A 19,121-nucleotide genomic window follows, 5' to 3' on the forward strand; every position below is an offset into this window, starting at 1 on the left:
ATACTAGGCTTCTGCATAACTAGCAAATCCATTATCTACGGCTCCTTTATACATTCTTGTTATTTTTTCGAGAGACAGAGGATACATTACACTTTTGTTTGTTCTATAATCTATATCCTCTTTGTTGTTAAGAAAATCTTTTAAGACATCTGTTTTTTCAATAACACAGAACGATGCTAAAGTTTCTAAAATAGGACAAAGTTTACGCCTAGAACCGTGTAGTTTTGGTAATAGTTTTTGCATGATGGCAATATCTATTTTTGCTTCTTCAGGCATTTTATTATCTAAAGTGGTTAATTGGTTGTATAATCTGTGTATTTCACTCGCAGTACGATAACCAAATTCAGCACCTGTCTTCTTTAGTTCTTCAAAAAACAATACTAACTTTTCATTTAGTATTGTTGTATCAATCTCAGGAAATTCTTTATTTGAAGTCAACGAGATAAAATCTTCTCCCATTGTTGCTCCTTTACTGTCTAAATTAGAAAAGTCTATTTCTGTTGGCGACTCTAAAAATTTAAAAATTTCATCCTTGTTAACTCTAAACTCAATGACGTTAGCTCTATCCAACACTTTTGGACTAAACATATAAGTAGTTTCATCTATATTAACTGTACCAATGATAAATAAATTTTTCGGCCAATTTATAGTTGGTGGTACTGTTCCCTTATCGATATTAGAACTATGTAATTTTAGAAGGTCCTTAGATTCCATTACACTTAGAAAATCTGCAAAGTATCGTTCTACATGACTTAAGTTCATTTCATCTAGAATCAAGAAATAAGGCTTCTTCTGATTTTCATCCTTATTAGCCTCAACAAGTAGATTTAAGGCGCCATTTTCTGGCAATATGTACTCATCAACATTTAATGCATTTACGTAGCCCAATAAAGGCTCTCTATTAGTCCAATCTGCTCCTACTGGAACTATACAATATTGCTCATCATTTTCACTAATCCATCGCGCAAAAGCTTGTGCTAATTTTGTTTTTCCAGAGCCGGAAAGGCCACTAAGTAAAACAAAAGGTTTTGTTGCCAAAGATGAGATGTATCTCTTTATTAATTCTGGAGTAAAGTTTAGTCCAGAATACTGTAAGTCTGCTAGAAATTTAATATACTTGAAACTATCTGATTTAGAGATAGGCATTGAAAGTTTATTTGAAATAGTCATTCTATAATAAGTTCCTATTATATTATCTAAATCAATATTTAATATTTCATTATTAGGAAGATTATGCGTGTCATAGACCTTGTATATAAAAGAATCTCCATATCTCTCAGGCTTATTATATCCGTTTTGTAGAAAAAATTTCTTGATTGTGATTAGGTTTGGTAAATCCCAATTAATCTGTGGCTTTTTTGTCTCACTAATACCATATGCCAGGACAAGTTTATCAATACTCTTGTAAAATAAATATACAGGGTAAATACCTTCACTTGTCGTAAAAGGTTCTATCAGAAAAGATATCCATGGTATACGAGCTGAAACTCCTTGACCGAAACTTACCTTAACCTTAGTCCCTTTGTATTCTTTTAAGTAGTGCTTTGTTTTAAGGTTGTTTGTTTTTGCTTGATTTATGAAATTTACTAGTTCGTCATGATAATTTTCAGAATCGTTCATTATTATAATAATTTAATCTTTGGAATCTTAAGAGCACTATTATATCTGATTGTCAGAAATAAAAAGAATTACAGCAACAATTATAATTAATACTACTAACAAAACTCCATAAAAAAACATTACAAAATTTTGAGCCTAAGTTAAATTATAGTCCAATATTTAAATCTATAAGAAATTTCAAAAGTAGAACCTCCCAACCCATCCCCACCAAAACCATATCTTTGAGTAAAACACTTCCACCACTCAACCTATGGACGCCAAACCGCAAAAACATTCCATCACCTATATCCTATTGCTCATACTAGCGGGAGAGGCGGTTTTTATATTGCCGTTTGTGTTGGCTAGGGTTTTTAGAGCGACGGTGCTTGATGTATTTGAGATAAACAACACAGAGCTTGGTTTTTGCTTTTCTATTTATGGCATAGTGGCGCTGGTGTCTTACCTTTTCGGCGGTCCGCTGGCAGATAGGTTTCCTCCTCGTAAGTTAATGGGTGTGGCACTTGTACTCACCGCCCTGGGCGGACTGGTATATGCCAATAATCCCTCGCTAGTTACTTTGCAAGTGCTGTATGGCTTTTGGGGGTTTACGACTATTTTCTTGTTTTGGGCGGCGATGATAAAAGCCACACGTGTTTGGGGTGGTGAGAAAAGCCAAGGAAAAGCCTTCGGCTTTCTAGATGGCGGTCGCGGCCTTGTAGGTGCGCTTTTTGGAGCATTGGGTGTGCTTATTTTTTCGTTGTTTGCTCCGGAAAATGGAAGCGAACTATCACCAGAACAACAAGCAGATGCGTTTACTTCCGTCATCTATTACTCTTCTGCCATTGTAGCAATTATTGGGGTTCTTGTGTTTTTCTTTCTCAAAAGTGATGTAGCAGCTGAGGAAATCAATCGAGAAAAAATAACCGTAAACACCATAAAGCAAGTAATGCTACTACCCTCTGTAAGCTTGCTTATGGTCATTATACTTTGTGCATATGTAGGCTATAAAATCACAGATATCTTCTCGCTATATGCAAATGTAGTGATGGGATACAATGAGGTGGACGCTGCCAAAACAGGTACTTTCTTACTTTTTATTCGTCCCGTAGTAGGCGTGGTAATTGGTTTTCTAGCAGATAGATCTAGAGCGTCTGTGTACTTGATGATAGGTTTTGTACTGTCAGTTTTTGGCGCCATACTACTTGCTTCGGGAGTGCTTCATGAAGGAACTACCCTACTATTTTTTCTCTCTATCATTATCACAGCCGTAGGTGTGTATGCTTCGCGTGTGCTGTATTTTGCCGTGATGAAGGAAGGAAATATTCCGTTGTATCTGACGGGTACTGCTGTGGGCGTTATTTCATTTATAGGCTACACCCCAGATATTTTTGCAGGACCTATGATTGGCTACTTTTTAGACGGGATGCCTGGTCGTGCGGGTCACGAGGCTGTGTTCTGGCTACTCGCTGCGTTTTCGGCAGTTGGACTTGTGGCTTCTGTGTTGTTTTATCGATTTTCTGTACGTAATGATAAAGCCTAGTCTTTAAGGAAATAAGCTTTCGTGAAACTAATCCCGAATTCACTTCGCGAAAGCGTAAAAAACATAAGTTATACCATCCTTTTTAAATTTATCTTTGCAGCCAAATACAAACAATGCCCTATACCCTTCTTTCCTCACCACTACAAGGCTTTACAGACTTTAGATTCCGTAATGCGCAACAGCAATTTTTTGGTGGTATAGATACCTACTATGCGCCTTACATACGTCTCAACGGGAAGATGGCGATAAAGGGTTCTTATCAACGTGATCTTGATCCTGCAGCAAACACGACACTTGAGGTAATCCCACAAGTGATGACGGCAAGTGCAGATGAGTTTATGTTTGTGATTAAATATATAGAATCGCTAGGCTACACGGAGCTCAACTGGAACTTAGGTTGCCCCTACCCGATGGTTACAAAAAGCGGAATGGGTTCTGGGCTTATCTGTAACACAGAAAAAATTGATCATATTCTTGATCGCGCACATAGCGAGTCTAATGTGACCATCTCTATGAAAATGCGCCTAGGTTATGAGAGCCCAAATGAGATTTTAGAATCTTTTAAAGTGCTAGATAAATATCCGCTTAAAAATGTGGCTATTCATGCACGGCTTGGTAAACAGCTGTATAAAGGTGGTGTTGATCTTGAAAGTTTCCAGAAATGTATAGACGTTGCAAAACACACTCTATACTACAACGGTGATATTACAAGCGTCGAGCAGTTTAGAAAAATGCGAGAGTTATTTCCTTCTATCGAGCATTTTATGATAGGTAGAGGTCTCATTGCAGATCCGTTTTTAGCAAGTATGATTAAAGCAGATACGACGGAGTATCCTGCAAAGCGCTGGGAAACCTTTAGAGCTTTTCACGATACGATTTACGAGCAGTATGATGCTGCACTATCTGGCCCTACACCTATCAAGATGAAGATGCTAGGCTTCTGGGAGTTTTTCTCTCAGTCTACTCACAATCCACAAAAGGTGTATAAGGCAATTAAAAAGGCTGGAAATCCTGTAAAATATAAACAGGCTGTGGGCGAAATTATCGCTGCACAACGCAGAGCACAGTAATTTTACGCTAAGCGGTTGATAAAAGCGTTTTCTTCTGTCAATTTCGCTATTTTTAGATTTCATAATTAATTCGCGTCTATGAAGTCTAAGATTCCCAATGGGGTAATGCTTAACGCATACCCAGATAGTATAGGTAAAAAACTAAGCGATACCGTAGCTTTACTGCAACGTCCAGAATTACAGGATGTATTCTCCTTATTTTATGTCTTGCCTACATTTTTTAATAGCGACCTAGACCGTGGATTTTCGATAGTTGATTATAACATCAATACGGATCTTGTCTCGCAAGAGGATCTCGATGCGCTCAAAAAGCTAGATGTCATGCTTAAGTTTGACATTGTGCTTAATCACCTTTCTGTAGGCTCACCACAGTTTAAAGACATGCTAGAAAACGGTGACAACTCTATCTACAAAGACTTTTTTATTGACTGGAATACCTTTTGGGAAGGTAATGCAGATGCCTACAACAACGGTGTCGCTGTTCCCAAAAAAGAGTACCTAGATAAGTTATTCATGCGTAAGCCTGGCTTACCAGTGCTCAAAGTAATGTTTCCAGATGGTACAGAACGCCCGTACTGGAACACTTTTTATCAGCAAATTACGTATCACGCGATAACGATTGAAGATTTAGAAACTTTAAACGAACTGTCAGAAGAAGATAAAAAGGATACGGTGGAACTTGTAAATAATGCGATTGCTGGTGGATATGATATTTCTGAAGTACGCTTTCGCGAAAGCGTAACACCTCACATCCCTGAGCTTTTAAAGATCATTGAGCAACAACGCTCTTATCTTGGTCAAATGGATGTAAACGGCACCTCAGAAATGGTGTGGGACTTTTATGATGAAACACTAAAAAAAGTAGCCGATTTTGGATGTAAAATCTTACGCCTTGATGCCTTTGCTTATTTGCATAAAGAAGTGGGGCAAACTAACTTTTTCAACAAACCAGGAACGTGGACATATCTAGAGCGAATTAATCAAATTGCTCAAAAATATGATCTTACCTTACTTCCTGAGATTCACTCAGAATACGGATTAGGTCTACACGACGAAGTAGCATCAGAAGGCTTTCAAATCTATGATTTCTTCTTCCCTGGACTTGTTATTCACACCATAGAAACTGGAAACACAGCGGCTTTTGTACATTGGGCACAAGAAGTCATTACCAAAGGTTACAAAACCGTAAATATGCTAGGTTGCCACGATGGGATACCCGTGCTGGACCTTAAAGGAATCACAGATGCACAAGGAAATAACCATCCAGGACTTCTAAAGGACGCCGAAATTGAACACATTATTGAAACGATTTTAGATCGTGGTGGGCGCGTAAAAAACATTTATGATCCAGAAGGAAATAAAATCTCATACTATCAAGTAAACGCGACGTTTTACAGCGCCTTGGGCGAAGATGACCGTAAGCTCTTACTCGCTCGTGCACTACAAGTATTTATGCCAGGAATACCGCAGGTTTGGTACTTAGACCTTTTTGCAGGAAAGAATGATTATGAGGCGGCAGACGCTACTGGAACAGGAGGTCATAAAGAAATCAACCGAACTACATTAACGCAAGAAGATATTGAGCGCGGACTAGAAAAAGCTGTGGTCTTAAAACAACTGGACTTACTGCGTTTACGTAACACCGCTGCAGCATTTTCTGGAACAATGACCATAGAAAGTGAAGATGTTAGTCAGCTTGAAATCCGTTGGAAACAGGACGATGATACAGCCACCTTAAAAGCAAATTTCACTGACTACTCATTTACAGTCACTCATGCTTCAAATGGTGTAGAAAAGGTCATTTCTAATAGCTAATTAACCGTAAAACTTTGCATAATTTTAATTAACAAGCATGTAATTACTTTATTGTGAATGAAGTTGCTCATAATTTAAAATGCATTCGTAACTTTTACCATCTTAAAAACCAATCCAAATGAAATTAAAATACAGCACACTAGCGCTAGGTCTTGTTTTAAGCACCTCGCTATTTGCCCAAAAGGACAACCCAACCGTACAAGCGCTTATTAAAGAAGCCACCACAAACTCACAGCTAGAAACGTTAGCACACGAGATTACAGACGTATTAGGACCTAGACTCGTAGGAACGCCACAAATGCAAGCTGCCAATGATTGGGCAGTAGCGCAATACAAATCTTGGGGAATTGAAGCAAGAAATGAAAAATACGGAGAATGGCGCGGCTGGGAACGTGGTATCTCACACATAGACATGCTAGAACCACGTGTACAAAGCTTGCGCGGTACACAACTCGCATGGAATCCTAGCACATCAAAAGAAGGAGTTACTGCAGAAGTAATCACCTTACCTACTGTAAAAGATGCTAAGGATTTTGAAAGATGGCTTAAAAATGTAAAAGGAAAAATTGTACTCCTTTCCATGCCACAAATCACAGGACGACCAGATTATAACTGGGAAGAGTTTGCAACCGAAAAGTCTTTTGCTAAAATGAAAAGACAACGCGACTCACTTTCTAACCTATGGAATGATAACATACAGCGCACTGGTTTTACAAATAGAGGATTGCCAGAAGCACTAGAAAATGCTGGAGCTGTGGGTATTGTAACTTCAAACTGGTCAAGAGGTTTTGGCGTGAATAAAATCTTTAGTGCACGCACAAAGAAAATCCCAACCGTAGATTTAGAACTTGAGGATTACGGAATGTTATATAGACTTGCTGAGTCTGGACATACACCAAAAATAAATATCACAGCCATTTCAAAAGAACTTGGAGCGGTACCTGCATTCAACACTATTGCCGAGATAAAAGGAACAGAAAAACCAGAAGAGTATGTAATCCTTTCGGCACATTTTGATTCTTGGGATGGTGGTACAGGAGCAACAGATAACGGTACGGGAACGCTAGTTATGATGGAAGCTATGCGTATTTTAAAGAAGATTTACCCTAACCCAAAGCGTACTATTCTAGTAGGTCACTGGGGAAGTGAAGAGCAAGGTCTTAACGGCTCAAGAGCGTTTGTAGAAGATCATCCAGAGATTGTAGCAAAGGTGCAGGCATCTTTTAATCAAGATAACGGTACTGGACGTGTAGTACGCCTTAATGGTGGTGGATTTTTAAGAAGCTACGACTATCTTAGTAGATGGCTTAATGCAGTGCCAAATGAAATTACAGATGAGATTGAGACTACATTTCCAGGAGCTCCTGCACGCGGAGGATCTGATTATGCATCCTTTCAAGCAGCTGGTGCGCCAGGTTTTAGCCTAAGCAGCCTTAACTGGTCATACTGGAACTACACATGGCACACTAACCGTGATACGTACGATAAAATCGTTTTTGACGATATACGCAACAACGTAATTCTTACAGCGATATTAACCTATATGGCTAGTGAAGATCCAGAGTTTACTTCTCGTGAGCGTGCAGTCTTACCTATAGATCGTCGTTCTGGAGAGCCTAGAGAATGGCCTACTCCTAGATCTCCTACTCGTAAAGGAGGAATGGATTAATTAAAATAATGGGTACGCTTTCGCGAAAGTGTACCCATCTTTTTTTAAATAAAGCTTACACATTAAAAAGACCAAAAGCCTATGAAACCATTAAAAAAAGAAGATATTGCTCAAGGAGTTTTTGATCTTTATGACGACTACGCACATAATAAAATAGACCGAAGAATCTTTATCGAACGCTTATCTGTGTTTGCTGTGGGAGCAGTAACGCTACCTGCGCTACTTAGTTTTATGACACCAGATTATGAAACTACGCAAACCGTAGCGCAAGATGATCCTACTATCGATAGCGACTACATTCAGTACGATTCTCCCAAAGGTGGCGGAAGCATTAAAGGATTATACTCAAAACCTGCAAATGCAACAGGCAAATTACCTGGAGTCATTGTTGTTCATGAAAACAGAGGACTCAATCCGTACATAGAAGATGTAGGAAGACGCACTGCCAAAGCTGGATTTTTATCCCTAGCACCAGATGCTTTAAGTCCGCTAGGTGGGTATCCTGGTAATGATGATGATGGTAGAGCAATGCAACGCAAACGCGACCGTCTGGAAATGCTAGAAGATTTTATTGCTGCCTATCACTATCTTAAAAATCATGAAGACTGTAATGGCAAAGTTGCTGTGGTAGGTTTTTGTTTTGGAGGATGGGTTTCAAATATGATGGCAGTATTACTTCCTGATCTTGCAGGAGCTGTGCCGTTCTATGGAAGGCAACCAGATGATGAACAAGCCGCCGAAATCAAAGCTCCGCTCCTACTACAATACGGAGGACTCGACGAACGAGTAAACGCCGGATGGCCCGCTTTTGAAAAAGTGCTTACTGCAAATAATATTCCGCATACGGCTCACTTTTATGAAGGTGTCAATCATGGATTTCATAATAACACGACTCCGCGATTTGACGAGAAAGCCGCTACGCTCGCTTGGGATAGAACGATAGCATTTTTTAATACATATCTCAAGGCCTAGTCTTTATGAACCACAATACTCTTATTGAAACATTTTACAAGGCGTTTACTAACGGAGATGCAGCAGGAATGACTGCTTGCTATCATAATGACATTATTTTTTCTGATCCAGCGTTTGGAACCTTACATGGCAAAGAAGCAAAAGCTATGTGGCACATGCTTATTGAGCGTGGAAAAGGAGCCAATAAAGTGAGCTATAGTAACATTGAAACCACAGCCACCACTGGAAGCGCGCAGTGGACAGCCCGCTATCCATACGGACCAAAAAAACGCCCCGTAATAAATCATGTGACTGCAAACTTTACATTTAAGGATGGTAAAATTATAGAACATCACGATACTTTCGATATGTATAGCTGGACTAAACAAGCACTTGGCCTGCCAGGAGTTTTATTAGGATGGTCAGGATTTATGCGTAACTCGATTCAAAAAAAGACCAACGGAATGCTTAAAAACTACATGGAGATAAATCCGCAATAAGTCAGCTTCCTTTTAAAGTGTCACGATACTCATATCAATAGTGTGGAGTAATTCAAGTATCTTTATGCCCCGTTAGAAAAAGCATTCTTTTTGAAAGATATTTTACTCATCACTCCGCCATTTACGCAACTCAATACCCCTTATCCTGCTACGGCATATATAAAAGGGTTTTTAAATACTAAGGATATCTCATCATTCCAGATGGATCTTGGTATAGAGGTTATTTTGCAACTATTTTCGTCTAAGGAGTTTACAAGGCTTTTTGAGGTTGCTCACGAGCATGATACCATTGTTTCAGATAATTGCAGGCGTATCTATGCAATGCGAGATACCTATGTTAAGCTACTTGATGATGTGATCTCGTTCTTACAAGGAAATAATCAAACCATCGCCAGGCAAATTTGCACCGCCAACTTCTTACCACGTGCTTCTCGTTTTGATCAGCTAGATGATATGGAGTGGGCTTTTGGTGAGATGGGAATGCAAGACAAAGCAAAACACCTTGCCACTCTTTTTCTAGAAGACCTCTCAGATTTTATTGTAGAGTGTATTGATCCTAATTTTGGATTTAGTCGCTATGCAGAGCGTTTGGGTCAGAGTGCAAACTCTTTTGATGAGTTATACACCTCGCTACAAGATGACCTTACTATTATAGATGAGATTACTATAGAGATTTTAGAAGCACGCTTTCGCGAAAGCGTACCAAAACTAGTGTTACTCTCCGTTCCATTTCCAGGGAATCTATACAGTGCTTTTAGATGTGGGCAGTGGATTAAAGAACACTACCCAACAGTCAAAGTGGCTATGGGAGGTGGTTTTCCTAACACAGAATTACGAGAATTAACAGACACGAGAGTCTTTGAATTTATAGATTATATTACGCTAGATGATGGCGAACTCCCAGTAGAACTTCTCGTGGAAGATGTTGTGCAAAACGTTGAAAACCCTACCTATAAGCGCACATTCATTCTTGAAAATGGTGAGGTTACTTATAAAAATAATACGCTCCGTCATGACTATAAACAGGCGTACTTAGGTACTCCAGATTATTCAGATTTATTACTTGATGAGTATGTCTCTGTGATTGAGATTGCAAACCCTATGCACAGTTTGTGGAGTGATGGTCGCTGGAATAAGCTTACCATGGCGCACGGATGTTACTGGGGTAAATGTACCTTTTGTGATATTTCGTTAGATTATATAAAAATTTACGAGCCCATCGCTGCGAGTATTCTCGTAGATCGTATGGAAACACTTATAACGCAAACTGGAGAAACTGGTTTCCACTTTGTAGATGAAGCCGCGCCACCTGCGCTCATGAAAGCGCTAGCGCTTGAAATCATCAAACGCAAACTGGTAGTAACTTGGTGGACAAACATCAGGTTTGAAAAGAACTTTACTAAAGATTTGTGTAGACTTCTCAAAGCCTCTGGTTGTATTGCCGTTTCTGGCGGATTAGAAGTCGCTTCAGATAGACTATTGAAGCTTATTGATAAAGGAGTGACTGTTGCACAAGTTGCTCAAGTCACACTCAATTTTACCGAAGCAGATATTATGGTGCACTCCTACTTGATGTATGGATATCCTACTCAAACGGAGCAAGAAACGATAGATAGTCTTGAGATGGTACGCCAGCTTTTTGAGCTGGGCATTATACAATCTGGATTCTGGCATCAATTTGCTCTTACCACGCACAGCCCTGTAGGTAAAGACCCAGAAAGCTACGGAGTAACTCCACATTACAATGAGATTACCTTTGCAAATAATGATGTAGACTTTAGTGATAAAACAGGCATTGACCATAGCAAATTCAGCTACGGACTTAAGAAATCACTATTCAACTACATGCACGGTATTGGATTTGATGAGGGCTTGCAAGAGTGGTTTGACTTTGAGGTTCCTCGCACAACCATACATCCACATGTGATAGAAGATAGCCTTCAAGATGAATTGCAGTTTAATACAAAATCTACTTCTAGAATTTTGTGGCTTGGATTTGCTCCTATGCAAAAGACATTTAAAAAGAAAAAGCGCGAACTAACAGAGCTTACGTTTCAAGATCAAACGGGAACTACACAAATTACCGTAGATACTCAAGATGCACTTTGGCTAATTGACATGCTAGCAATGGCGAGTCCACATCAAGATAAATTACCTACTTATGCAGCTCTCAAAACTTCATATGAGGAAACAAAAGAAAATTTTGAGTTATTCTGGTATTCTAAGGCTATGCTCAGTTTGCGAGAAGCAGGACTACTGGTTATATAAAATAATAGGTTGTTGAAGTACGCTTTCGCGAAAGCGTAACAAGAAAAATACTACTAGTGATATTTCTGAAAAACCTTTAAAGCTTCGTTGTAGCTACTCTCAAAACTCATTGCGTTCACATTATCATTTGCCTTTACCGAAGCAAAGTAAGAAATGAGCTTTTCTGTAGGCATGTTGCCTGTAAGATCATCTGCTGCCATAGGGCAACCACCAAAACCTTGAATTGCACCGTCAAACCTACGGCAACCAGCTTTGTAAGCTGCATCTACCTTCTCATGCCAAGTTGTTGGCGTTGTGTGTAAATGCGCGCCAAACTCCACTTCTGGATAACGCTTAATAAGATTAGAGAATAGATAATCTATAGTTTCTGCATCTGAAGTACCAACGGTATCTGATAATGAAAGTATTTTCACTCCCATACTGCTGAGCTTCTCTGCCCACTCCCCTACGATATCCACATTCCAAGGGTCACCGTATGGATTACCAAATCCCATGGAAATATAAACAACGAGCTCTTTATCCTTAGAAGAAGCGAGCTCTATAATATCTTTCAATAAATCTACAGATTGAGCGATAGTTTTATGCGTATTACGCATCTGGAAGTTCTCTGAGATAGAAAATGGATAACCAAGATAATCTACCATTTCATGCTGCACGGCATCTTGAGCACCACGCAAGTTTGCCACAATAGAAAGTAACTTACTATCTGTCTTTGAGAGGTCAAGACTGTGCAAAACCTCTGCAGAATCCTTCATTTGAGGAATCGCCTTAGGCGACACAAAACTTCCTACGTCTATGGTGTCAAAACCACAGCGTAATAATGATTGTATATATTGAACCTTAGACTCTGTAGGAATCCAGTCTTTTATACCTTGCATCGCGTCACGAGGACACTCAATAATTTTTACATTCTCATTCACTACGTAAAAATAGCAGTTTCAATTGTTGTATCACAACTAGAAGCGACAATTAAGTGACGATTTTATAATTTAATTGTCAACAATATTCAACAGCATCTACTGCTGTGTTTCTTGTTTTGCAACAATTTTATCTACGCAGTTGATACCATCAATCGCTGCCGAGATAATCCCTCCAGCATATCCAGCACCTTCACCACATGGATATAATCCCTTAATCTCTACATGCTCAAGTGTTTCCCAATCTCGAGGAATAGAAACTGGAGATGATGTACGACTTTCTGGAGCGTGTATTACAGCATCATTAGTGAGATAACCTTGCATCTTTCGTCCAAAACCTAAGAACGCCTTCTTCAATCTTTTGGCAATCATATCTGGCAATACCTTATTAAGATCTACCGACACAATTCCTGGTTGGTAAGAGGTTTTAGGAAAATCCTTAGACACACGACCGTCTATAAAATCACGCATGCGCTGTGCAGGTGCTGCTTGAGTTTTACCTGCAGCTTCCCAACATGCACGCTCTACCGACTTTTGAAAGTCTAAACACACAAAAGGATCCCCTTCTTTGTAATTAGGTAAATCTTCTGGGGTAACACTTACCACAATTCCCGAGTTTGCATACGGGTTATCACGCTTAGAAGGACTCCAACCGTTAGTTACAATCTCTTCTTGATCTGTAGCACAAGGTGCTATAATTCCGCCAGGACACATACAAAAAGAATATACTCCTAGTCCGTCCACCTGCTGCACCAGACTATAAGAAGCTGGTGGTAAGTACGGATTATCACCATCTGAATGGTATTGTATGTCATCTATTAATTCTTGCTGATGCTCAATACGCACGCCTATTGCAAAAGGCTTTGCCTCTATCTTAATCTTGCGTTTATGAAGTAAGTAAAATATATCACGAGCAGAATGGCCTGTGGCAAGTATCACGTTATCAAAATCAAGCCAATCGGTATCATTTACCTGTATTGCTTTAATGGCATTATCTTCTACCTTGAGATCCGTAAGTTTTGTATCAAATCTAACCTCTCCACCATACTGAATGATGGCTTCACGCATCGCAGTAATGATTTTAGGCAATTTATTGGTACCTATATGTGGATGCGCATCTACTAAGATATCTTCTACCGCTCCAAAGTGTACAAACCACTCAAGAGCTTTAAGTACGTTACCACGTTTTTTTGAACGTGTATATAACTTCCCGTCAGAATATGTTCCTGCTCCTCCTTCTCCAAAACAATAGTTAGAATCTGGGTTTACAATATGTTCTTTATTGATAGCTGCAAGATCGCGTCTTCGCGCACGTACATCTTTTCCTCTTTCAAAAACAATAGGTTTTAATCCGCCCTCTACAGCGCGCAGTGCGGCATATAATCCAGCAGGACCAGCACCTATAATCGCTATTTCTTTTGCATTTGAAACATCTTGGGGTACAAAAGGAGGAATCTGGGGACGCTCTTCTCCATTTTTCCAGAATTCTATCTGTAGTGAGACTTTCACTGGTGATTTGCGAGCATCTATAGATCGCTTGCGTATATCCCATTCTCTTACATCATCTGCTCTTAGTCGCGCTTTTTTAAAGGCAACTTCTGCGATGTAATCATCATCTTCTGCTTGGTGTGGAAGTACGTTTATTTGAACAAGTGTAGACATAGCGCGAAGATAAGTCCTTACAATCTTGAAACCGAACTAGAATTTAAAAATTGAAACGTAATTTTCAGGAATTGTAGACAAAAAGAAGATTAGTCTATTTCTTCATAGTCTACATACTCACCTACCACTTTTGACGCTTTTTTAGGCACATCTTTAGTTTGAGCTGTAGGTCTTTGTGTTTGTTGAGCTTGCTGCTGGAAACCTTTAAAAGCGTTTTCCATTTTCTGTCCCGCCTTTTTAGTAATGTATTTTACGAGATAAGGCCAAAGTAATTTACCTAAGAATCGCAACCCAAAATACACCATCAATATGATGGCTAATGTTTTTAGGAAACTAGGAATTTCTGCAACTAAGAGCATAAATATAGCTTTTAGACAAAATTAGTAATTATGAATCGCAACAATAGCCCGTATAAGCTTAAAAAAAAGATAAATTCTCCTATATTTGATATACTAACCTACAAACCTATGCATACGTTGCGTTTTTTAACCTCAGTCTTTATATACTTCGCACTCGTGGCTACGGCTACTGCTCAATATACAGAGACAATTAATTCAAACAGACCTGGAGAATCCCAAGGTGCTTTTAGTGTAGGTACTCGAGTTTTACAAGTAGAGACAGGTTTTGATATAGGTAACGACACCCACTCCTTATTACAAACAGATACAGATATAATAGGCTATAATCTTAATTTAAGATATGGTTTGTTTTTTGAAAATCTAGAATTAAATGGACTTATGCGTTATCAACGTAACGAGGTTTCCTTTACTTCTGGATCTGCTCCATTAGACCCTATTTCTGGACTTGAAACGGTACAAATAGGAGCAAAATATTTAGTATATGATCCTTACAAATACGCTCAAGACGAGGTAAATCTATACAGCTATCATGCTAATAACCGCTTCAAGTGGAAAACATTAATTCCAGCAGTAAGTGTTTATGCCGCCGGTGTTTTTGACTTTACAAATAGCCAATTTAACACCGTACGCGAAGACGGGATTAGTCCTAACATTGCTTTAGTGTTACAGAATAACTGGGGTCGCTGGGTATGGGTAAATAACATAATCTTAGACAGAGTAGGCACTGAATTTCCTACAAACTCATGGATTACTACTCTAACGCATTCATTTAATGAGAAATTTGCTGGATTTGGAGAGTATCAACTTATAAATGGCGATTTATATGCCGATTATATTGTGAGAGCTGGTGCGGCATATTTAATTACAAAGGATTTACAAGTGGACTTAGGTGGTCTTGTAAATTTTAAGGACACACCAACTCGATGGAACGTTTCGGCAGGGTTATCATACCGACTAGACCAACATGAGAAAGACGAAATTATAGAAGATAAAAATGCGGCTGATGACAAGAACAGTTCATCTAAAAGACAAGCAAAGCGCATAAATAAAAAGAAACGTAAAGATGCTGTAGATCCAGATGGTCAAAGCAACGATACAAACTAACTCCCCTAAATGCAATCGATGATTACTCTTAAGGAAATGTCAACCCCTAGAGAACTTAAACAATTTGTAAAGTTCCCATTTTCCCTATATAAAAATGAACCTAAATGGGTACCTCCTATCGTGGCAGATGAGCTAGATAGTATGGATCCAGCAAAAAATCCAGTTTTCAAAAATGCTACAGCTCGTTATTTTCTTGCTTTCGCGAAAGCGGAAAATGGAAAAGAAGAAGTAGTGGGAAGAATTTGCGCAATCATTAATGCCATTGAAATTAAAGAACAAGGGAAACCAAAAATGCGTTTTGGTTGGTTTGATACTATTGATGACATAGAAGTTACTAAAGCGCTGCTAGCTAAGGTTACCGAAATAGGAAAAGAAAATAATCTCGAGTTTATTGAGGGACCTGTAGGGTTTTCAAACATGGAAAAAGCAGGATTACTTGTAGAAGGTTATGAGTATATGAATACCATGATTACCTGGTATAACTTTCCTTATTATAAAGATCATTTTGAGCAACTAGGCTTTGAAAAAGCTGCCGAATGGGTAGAGTTTAAAATACAGATCGATCCGCCAGAAAAGCAGAATCCAAAAATTAAGAAGTTTGCCGATATTATTGCCAAGCGCTATGAACTTAGTCCACTAGAGTTTAAAACCTCTGCAGATGTAAAGCCATATGTAAATGAAATGTTTGGCTTACTTAACAAAACGTATGACAAGCTGAGTACGTTTGTACCCATACAGCAGTACCAGATTGATCATTACAAGGAAAAGTATATCAAGTACATACATCCGGATTTCATTAAGTGTGTACAAGATAAAGATGGGAAACTAGTTGCATTTGCGATTACGATGCCCTCTTTTAACGAAGCACTCAAAAAAGCTAATGGTAGTTTATTTCCTTTTGGTTTTTATCACTTGCTTAAAGCGAAAAAGCGAAATGATACTGCTGCGTTCTATCTCATAGGTATTGATCCAGAATATCAGAATAAAGGAGTTACTGCGGTAATCTTCCAGAAAATGCAAGAGCTTTTTAATAAGCGAGGTATCACTCAAGTTGAGACGAACCCTGAACTGGAAGAAAATAAAGCTATACAGCAACTGTGGAAAAACTATGAGCATATACTCCACAAACGAAGAAGAACGTATAGAAAAGATTTTTAATAAGGCTTTACACGTTCTCAAAAGCAAATAACAACTACCTATGATGATAGATGCTCTAAGCCTTTTTCAACTTCTTATTGATTTTGGTCTCGTAGTGTTAATCCTTATGGTACAGCTTACAATTTATCCCAGTTTTCTGTATTACAAAACTGAAGATTTAGTGCGCTGGCATCAGAAATACACAGGAGCAATCGCTATGGTTGTTGGCCCATTGATGCTTGCACAATTACTTTTGTCCATTTACGTAGTATTTGTAAACCAACAGTATTTGCTAGGTGGAATTCACCTGACTTTAGTTCTCGCCACTTGGATAGCTACAGCAATACAATTTGTACCTATTCACAATCGGATTGGAAAAAGTGCACATACCAATAAGGATCTACAAAAGCTTGTACATCATAATTGGATACGAGTAATACTTTGGATTTTAATCCTTCTGCTAGGTTTATTTCAAAACTATCTAGCTTAATACTATAAAGATTTTTACAAGGTCTATTATGCTTGTAAAATGTGTTGCTTGTGATGAGCAACTAAACCATCAATAGGTCTTTTTAAAATTTTACCAGGTGTAAGTCCAAAACCTTTAAGCACTTCTTTTAACTCTGCTTGAAGATAAAAACCTATAGAACCTACAAAGTGAATTGGTATTTCCTTAGCATCTGGAAACTGTAAAACAACTTGGTGTTCTATAAATAGAGAAAGTCCCTTTTTGATAACCTCTTGGCAATAATCCTCATCTTTATTCTCTATAAGAAAACGAGCAAAAGTTGCTAAGTATGTATTGGGGTTAGGGTTTTTATACAAGTGATTCTTAATATTTTCTGAAGTAAGATCATATTCTGACTCAAACTTCTCTGCAAGATGTTTAGGTATTTTTCCGAATTTATAATCTCTTATAAGTTCTGCTCCATAATAATTACCACTAGCGTCATCCATAAGTATATAACCTAGGGACACTACTTTTTGGATAATATCTTTACCGTCATAATAACTACAGTTAGAACCTGTACCTAGTATACAAACAACACTCTTCTCACCTTCTGTAGCGGTTGCATATAGCGCCGCATAGGTGTCTTCTTGAATTACAATCTCTTTTGCCTCTTTAAATATCTCATCAAATACCTCTCTTATGAGTTCGCGAGGTTTTGTTGTTCCACAACCTGCTCCATAAAAGTAAAGTCCTTTTACTTTTTTTCGATCCTTATATAGTTCAAAGTTATTTACGATACGTTCACGTAAAATTTCTTGTGATAATACCTGCGGATTTAAGCCCAAAGTTTGAGTCTGGAAGAGGTGTTTACCATCATCAGAAAGTGCGATCCAATCTGTTTTTGTGGATCCGCTATCTACTACTAAGATCATATAGAAGTGTGTAAGTTTGTGTGTAAAGAGAAAATAATGCGCCTCTAGAGCGCATTTATAATAGCATAAATATAATTCTAATAGCTACTAATGCATTGATCATTAATAGCTATTAGATTATAAAAAACGTTCTTATAGTCCGTTAATCTTTTCTGCTAGGTCTACTAGTTTGTTTGAGTAACCAAACTCGTTATCATACCATGATACTAGCTTAAAGAATTTTGAGTTGAGCTCAATAGAAGCGTCTGCATCAAAAATACTTGTGCGATCATCGCTTACAAAATCTTGAGATACAACTCCTTCTTCTGTATATCCTAAGATTCCTTTCATTGAACCTTCAGATGCTTTTTTGAAAGCAGCTTTAATTTCTTCTAGACTAGTTTCTTTTTTAGTACGTACTGTAAGATCTACTACAGATACATCTACTGTAGGAACTCTAAACGCCATACCAGTAAGTTTACCATCTACCGCAGGAAATACTTTTCCTACTGCTTTTGCTGCTCCTGTAGAAGCTGGCACAATATTTACAAGTGCACTACGACCTCCACGGTAATCCTTTTTAGAAGGACCATCTACTGTAAGTTGTGTCGCTGTAGTTGCGTGGATTGTTGTCATAAGACCTTCTTCAAGACCCCAGTTATCCTCTACTACTTTTGCAAGTGGTGCAAGACAGTTAGTTGTACAAGACGCGTTAGAAACAATCTTATGATCTGCTGTTAATTTCTCGTCGTTTACACCCATTACAAACATAGGTGCATCTTTAGAAGGTGCAGATATCACTACCTTTTTTGCTCCTGCTTGAATATGATAATCTGCAGTATCAAGTGTAGTAAAAATACCTGTACACTCTGCTACAACATCTGTATCTACTTCATCCCACTTAAGGTTTTTAGGATCACGCTCTGCAGTAATACGTATTGTTTTACCATTTACTACTAGGTTCCCATTTTTTACTTCAATGGTTCCATCAAAACGACCGTGCACAGAATCATACTTTAAAAGATATGCAAGGTGCTCTACATCTAGAAGGTCATTTATTGCAACCACATCTACATTATCTCGCTTTACAGTTGCTCTGAAAACAATACGTCCTATTCGTCCAAAACCGTTTATTCCTAATTTCAAATTTGCCATCTTATCTTATTTA

16 protein-coding genes are annotated in these 19,121 nt (G+C 38.4%); 10 read left to right on the top strand and 6 right to left on the bottom strand.

The window, feature by feature from the left end:
* Window positions 1-3 precede the first annotated feature (3 nt).
* Complete coding sequence (locus tag ACJJVU_RS10445; RefSeq protein ID WP_405225055.1) at window positions 4-1,620, bottom strand: MrcB family domain-containing protein; 1,617 nt, start codon at window positions 1,618-1,620, stop codon at window positions 4-6.
* A 250-nt stretch (window positions 1,621-1,870) separates the two neighbouring features.
* Between ACJJVU_RS10445 and ACJJVU_RS10450 the strand changes: the two genes are divergently transcribed.
* The 7 genes from ACJJVU_RS10450 (at window position 1,871) to ACJJVU_RS10480 (ending at window position 11,412) form a co-directional block, all read left to right on the top strand.
* Window positions 1,871-3,139 carry a nitrate/nitrite transporter gene (locus tag ACJJVU_RS10450; RefSeq protein WP_405225058.1) on the top strand — a complete coding sequence of 423 codons (1,269 nt, stop codon included), beginning with the start codon at window positions 1,871-1,873 and terminating at the stop codon, window positions 3,137-3,139.
* Window positions 3,140-3,252: 113 nt separating this feature from the next.
* Entirely contained in the window at window positions 3,253-4,209 is a 957-nt protein-coding gene (locus ACJJVU_RS10455) for a tRNA dihydrouridine synthase (protein WP_405225061.1), read from the top strand.
* Between the two features lie 78 nt (window positions 4,210-4,287).
* Entirely contained in the window at window positions 4,288-6,024 is a 1,737-nt protein-coding gene (locus tag ACJJVU_RS10460) for an alpha-amylase family glycosyl hydrolase (RefSeq protein WP_405225064.1), read from the top strand.
* A gap of 118 nt (window positions 6,025-6,142) precedes the next feature.
* The gene (locus ACJJVU_RS10465) at window positions 6,143-7,693 is read left to right on the top strand and encodes a M20/M25/M40 family metallo-hydrolase (RefSeq protein WP_405225067.1); all 1,551 of its coding nucleotides are present in this window, start codon (window positions 6,143-6,145) and stop codon (window positions 7,691-7,693) included.
* An 81-nt stretch (window positions 7,694-7,774) separates the two neighbouring features.
* Window positions 7,775-8,665: a dienelactone hydrolase family protein gene (locus tag ACJJVU_RS10470; RefSeq protein ID WP_405225070.1), complete on the top strand. Its 891-nt coding sequence runs from the start codon at window positions 7,775-7,777 to the stop codon at window positions 8,663-8,665.
* Between the two features lie 5 nt (window positions 8,666-8,670).
* On the top strand, window positions 8,671-9,144 hold the full coding sequence (locus ACJJVU_RS10475; protein WP_405225073.1) for a nuclear transport factor 2 family protein: 474 nt from the start codon (window positions 8,671-8,673) through the stop codon (window positions 9,142-9,144).
* A gap of 90 nt (window positions 9,145-9,234) precedes the next feature.
* Window positions 9,235-11,412, top strand: a complete 2,178-nt coding sequence (locus ACJJVU_RS10480; RefSeq protein ID WP_405225076.1) for a B12-binding domain-containing radical SAM protein — start codon at window positions 9,235-9,237, stop codon at window positions 11,410-11,412.
* Between the two features lie 53 nt (window positions 11,413-11,465).
* Here the strand turns inward: ACJJVU_RS10480 and ACJJVU_RS10485 are convergent, their stop codons facing one another.
* From ACJJVU_RS10485 to ACJJVU_RS10495, 3 genes are all read right to left on the bottom strand, one after another.
* Entirely contained in the window at window positions 11,466-12,332 is an 867-nt protein-coding gene (locus ACJJVU_RS10485; RefSeq protein ID WP_405225079.1) for a hydroxymethylglutaryl-CoA lyase, read from the bottom strand.
* Between the two features lie 96 nt (window positions 12,333-12,428).
* On the bottom strand, window positions 12,429-13,991 hold the full coding sequence (locus tag ACJJVU_RS10490; protein ID WP_405225082.1) for an NAD(P)/FAD-dependent oxidoreductase: 1,563 nt from the start codon (window positions 13,989-13,991) through the stop codon (window positions 12,429-12,431).
* Window positions 13,992-14,080: 89 nt separating this feature from the next.
* The gene (locus ACJJVU_RS10495; protein ID WP_108878692.1) at window positions 14,081-14,350 is read right to left on the bottom strand and encodes a DUF4834 domain-containing protein; all 270 of its coding nucleotides are present in this window, start codon (window positions 14,348-14,350) and stop codon (window positions 14,081-14,083) included.
* A 30-nt stretch (window positions 14,351-14,380) separates the two neighbouring features.
* Between ACJJVU_RS10495 and ACJJVU_RS10500 the strand changes: the two genes are divergently transcribed.
* From ACJJVU_RS10500 to ACJJVU_RS10510, 3 genes are read left to right on the top strand one after another with little or no spacing between them, the layout of a single operon-like run.
* Window positions 14,381-15,454 (top strand): transporter, encoded by a 1,074-nt coding sequence (locus ACJJVU_RS10500; protein ID WP_405225086.1) that lies wholly within the window; start codon window positions 14,381-14,383, stop codon window positions 15,452-15,454.
* An 18-nt stretch (window positions 15,455-15,472) separates the two neighbouring features.
* Complete coding sequence (locus ACJJVU_RS10505; RefSeq protein WP_405227501.1) at window positions 15,473-16,612, top strand: GNAT family N-acetyltransferase; 1,140 nt, start codon at window positions 15,473-15,475, stop codon at window positions 16,610-16,612.
* Window positions 16,613-16,652: 40 nt separating this feature from the next.
* Entirely contained in the window at window positions 16,653-17,081 is a 429-nt protein-coding gene (locus ACJJVU_RS10510; RefSeq protein ID WP_405225089.1) for a hypothetical protein, read from the top strand.
* Window positions 17,082-17,107: 26 nt separating this feature from the next.
* Here the strand turns inward: ACJJVU_RS10510 and ACJJVU_RS10515 are convergent, their stop codons facing one another.
* Together ACJJVU_RS10515 and gap are read right to left on the bottom strand one after the other, a co-directional pair.
* Window positions 17,108-17,974, bottom strand: a complete 867-nt coding sequence (locus ACJJVU_RS10515; protein WP_339844799.1) for an N-acetylglucosamine kinase — start codon at window positions 17,972-17,974, stop codon at window positions 17,108-17,110.
* Window positions 17,975-18,106: 132 nt separating this feature from the next.
* Window positions 18,107-19,108 carry a type I glyceraldehyde-3-phosphate dehydrogenase gene (gene gap / locus ACJJVU_RS10520; RefSeq protein WP_405225092.1) on the bottom strand — a complete coding sequence of 334 codons (1,002 nt, stop codon included), beginning with the start codon at window positions 19,106-19,108 and terminating at the stop codon, window positions 18,107-18,109.
* Between the last annotated feature and the right edge of the window lie 13 nt (window positions 19,109-19,121).

This window comes from Dokdonia sp. Asnod1-B02 (assembly GCF_045063955.1).
Taxonomy (GTDB): domain Bacteria; phylum Bacteroidota; class Bacteroidia; order Flavobacteriales; family Flavobacteriaceae; genus Dokdonia.

Bases quoted from the DNA above. Each gene is read 5' to 3' on its own strand.
- ACJJVU_RS10445 (WP_405225055.1), bottom strand. From the start codon at position 1,620: ATGAACGATTCTGAAAATTATCATGACGAACTAGTAAATTTCATAAAT.
- ACJJVU_RS10450 (WP_405225058.1), top strand. From the start codon at position 1,871: ATGGACGCCAAACCGCAAAAACATTCCATCACCTATATCCTATTGCTC.
- ACJJVU_RS10455 (WP_405225061.1), top strand. From the start codon at position 3,253: ATGCCCTATACCCTTCTTTCCTCACCACTACAAGGCTTTACAGACTTT.
- ACJJVU_RS10460 (WP_405225064.1), top strand. From the start codon at position 4,288: ATGAAGTCTAAGATTCCCAATGGGGTAATGCTTAACGCATACCCAGAT.
- ACJJVU_RS10465 (WP_405225067.1), top strand. From the start codon at position 6,143: ATGAAATTAAAATACAGCACACTAGCGCTAGGTCTTGTTTTAAGCACC.
- ACJJVU_RS10470 (WP_405225070.1), top strand. From the start codon at position 7,775: ATGAAACCATTAAAAAAAGAAGATATTGCTCAAGGAGTTTTTGATCTT.
- ACJJVU_RS10475 (WP_405225073.1), top strand. From the start codon at position 8,671: ATGAACCACAATACTCTTATTGAAACATTTTACAAGGCGTTTACTAAC.
- ACJJVU_RS10490 (WP_405225082.1), bottom strand. From the start codon at position 13,991: ATGTCTACACTTGTTCAAATAAACGTACTTCCACACCAAGCAGAAGAT.
- ACJJVU_RS10495 (WP_108878692.1), bottom strand. From the start codon at position 14,350: ATGCTCTTAGTTGCAGAAATTCCTAGTTTCCTAAAAACATTAGCCATC.
- ACJJVU_RS10500 (WP_405225086.1), top strand. From the start codon at position 14,381: ATGAATCGCAACAATAGCCCGTATAAGCTTAAAAAAAAGATAAATTCT.
- ACJJVU_RS10505 (WP_405227501.1), top strand. From the start codon at position 15,473: ATGATTACTCTTAAGGAAATGTCAACCCCTAGAGAACTTAAACAATTT.
- ACJJVU_RS10510 (WP_405225089.1), top strand. From the start codon at position 16,653: ATGATGATAGATGCTCTAAGCCTTTTTCAACTTCTTATTGATTTTGGT.
- ACJJVU_RS10515 (WP_339844799.1), bottom strand. From the start codon at position 17,974: ATGATCTTAGTAGTAGATAGCGGATCCACAAAAACAGATTGGATCGCA.
- gap (WP_405225092.1), bottom strand. From the start codon at position 19,108: ATGGCAAATTTGAAATTAGGAATAAACGGTTTTGGACGAATAGGACGT.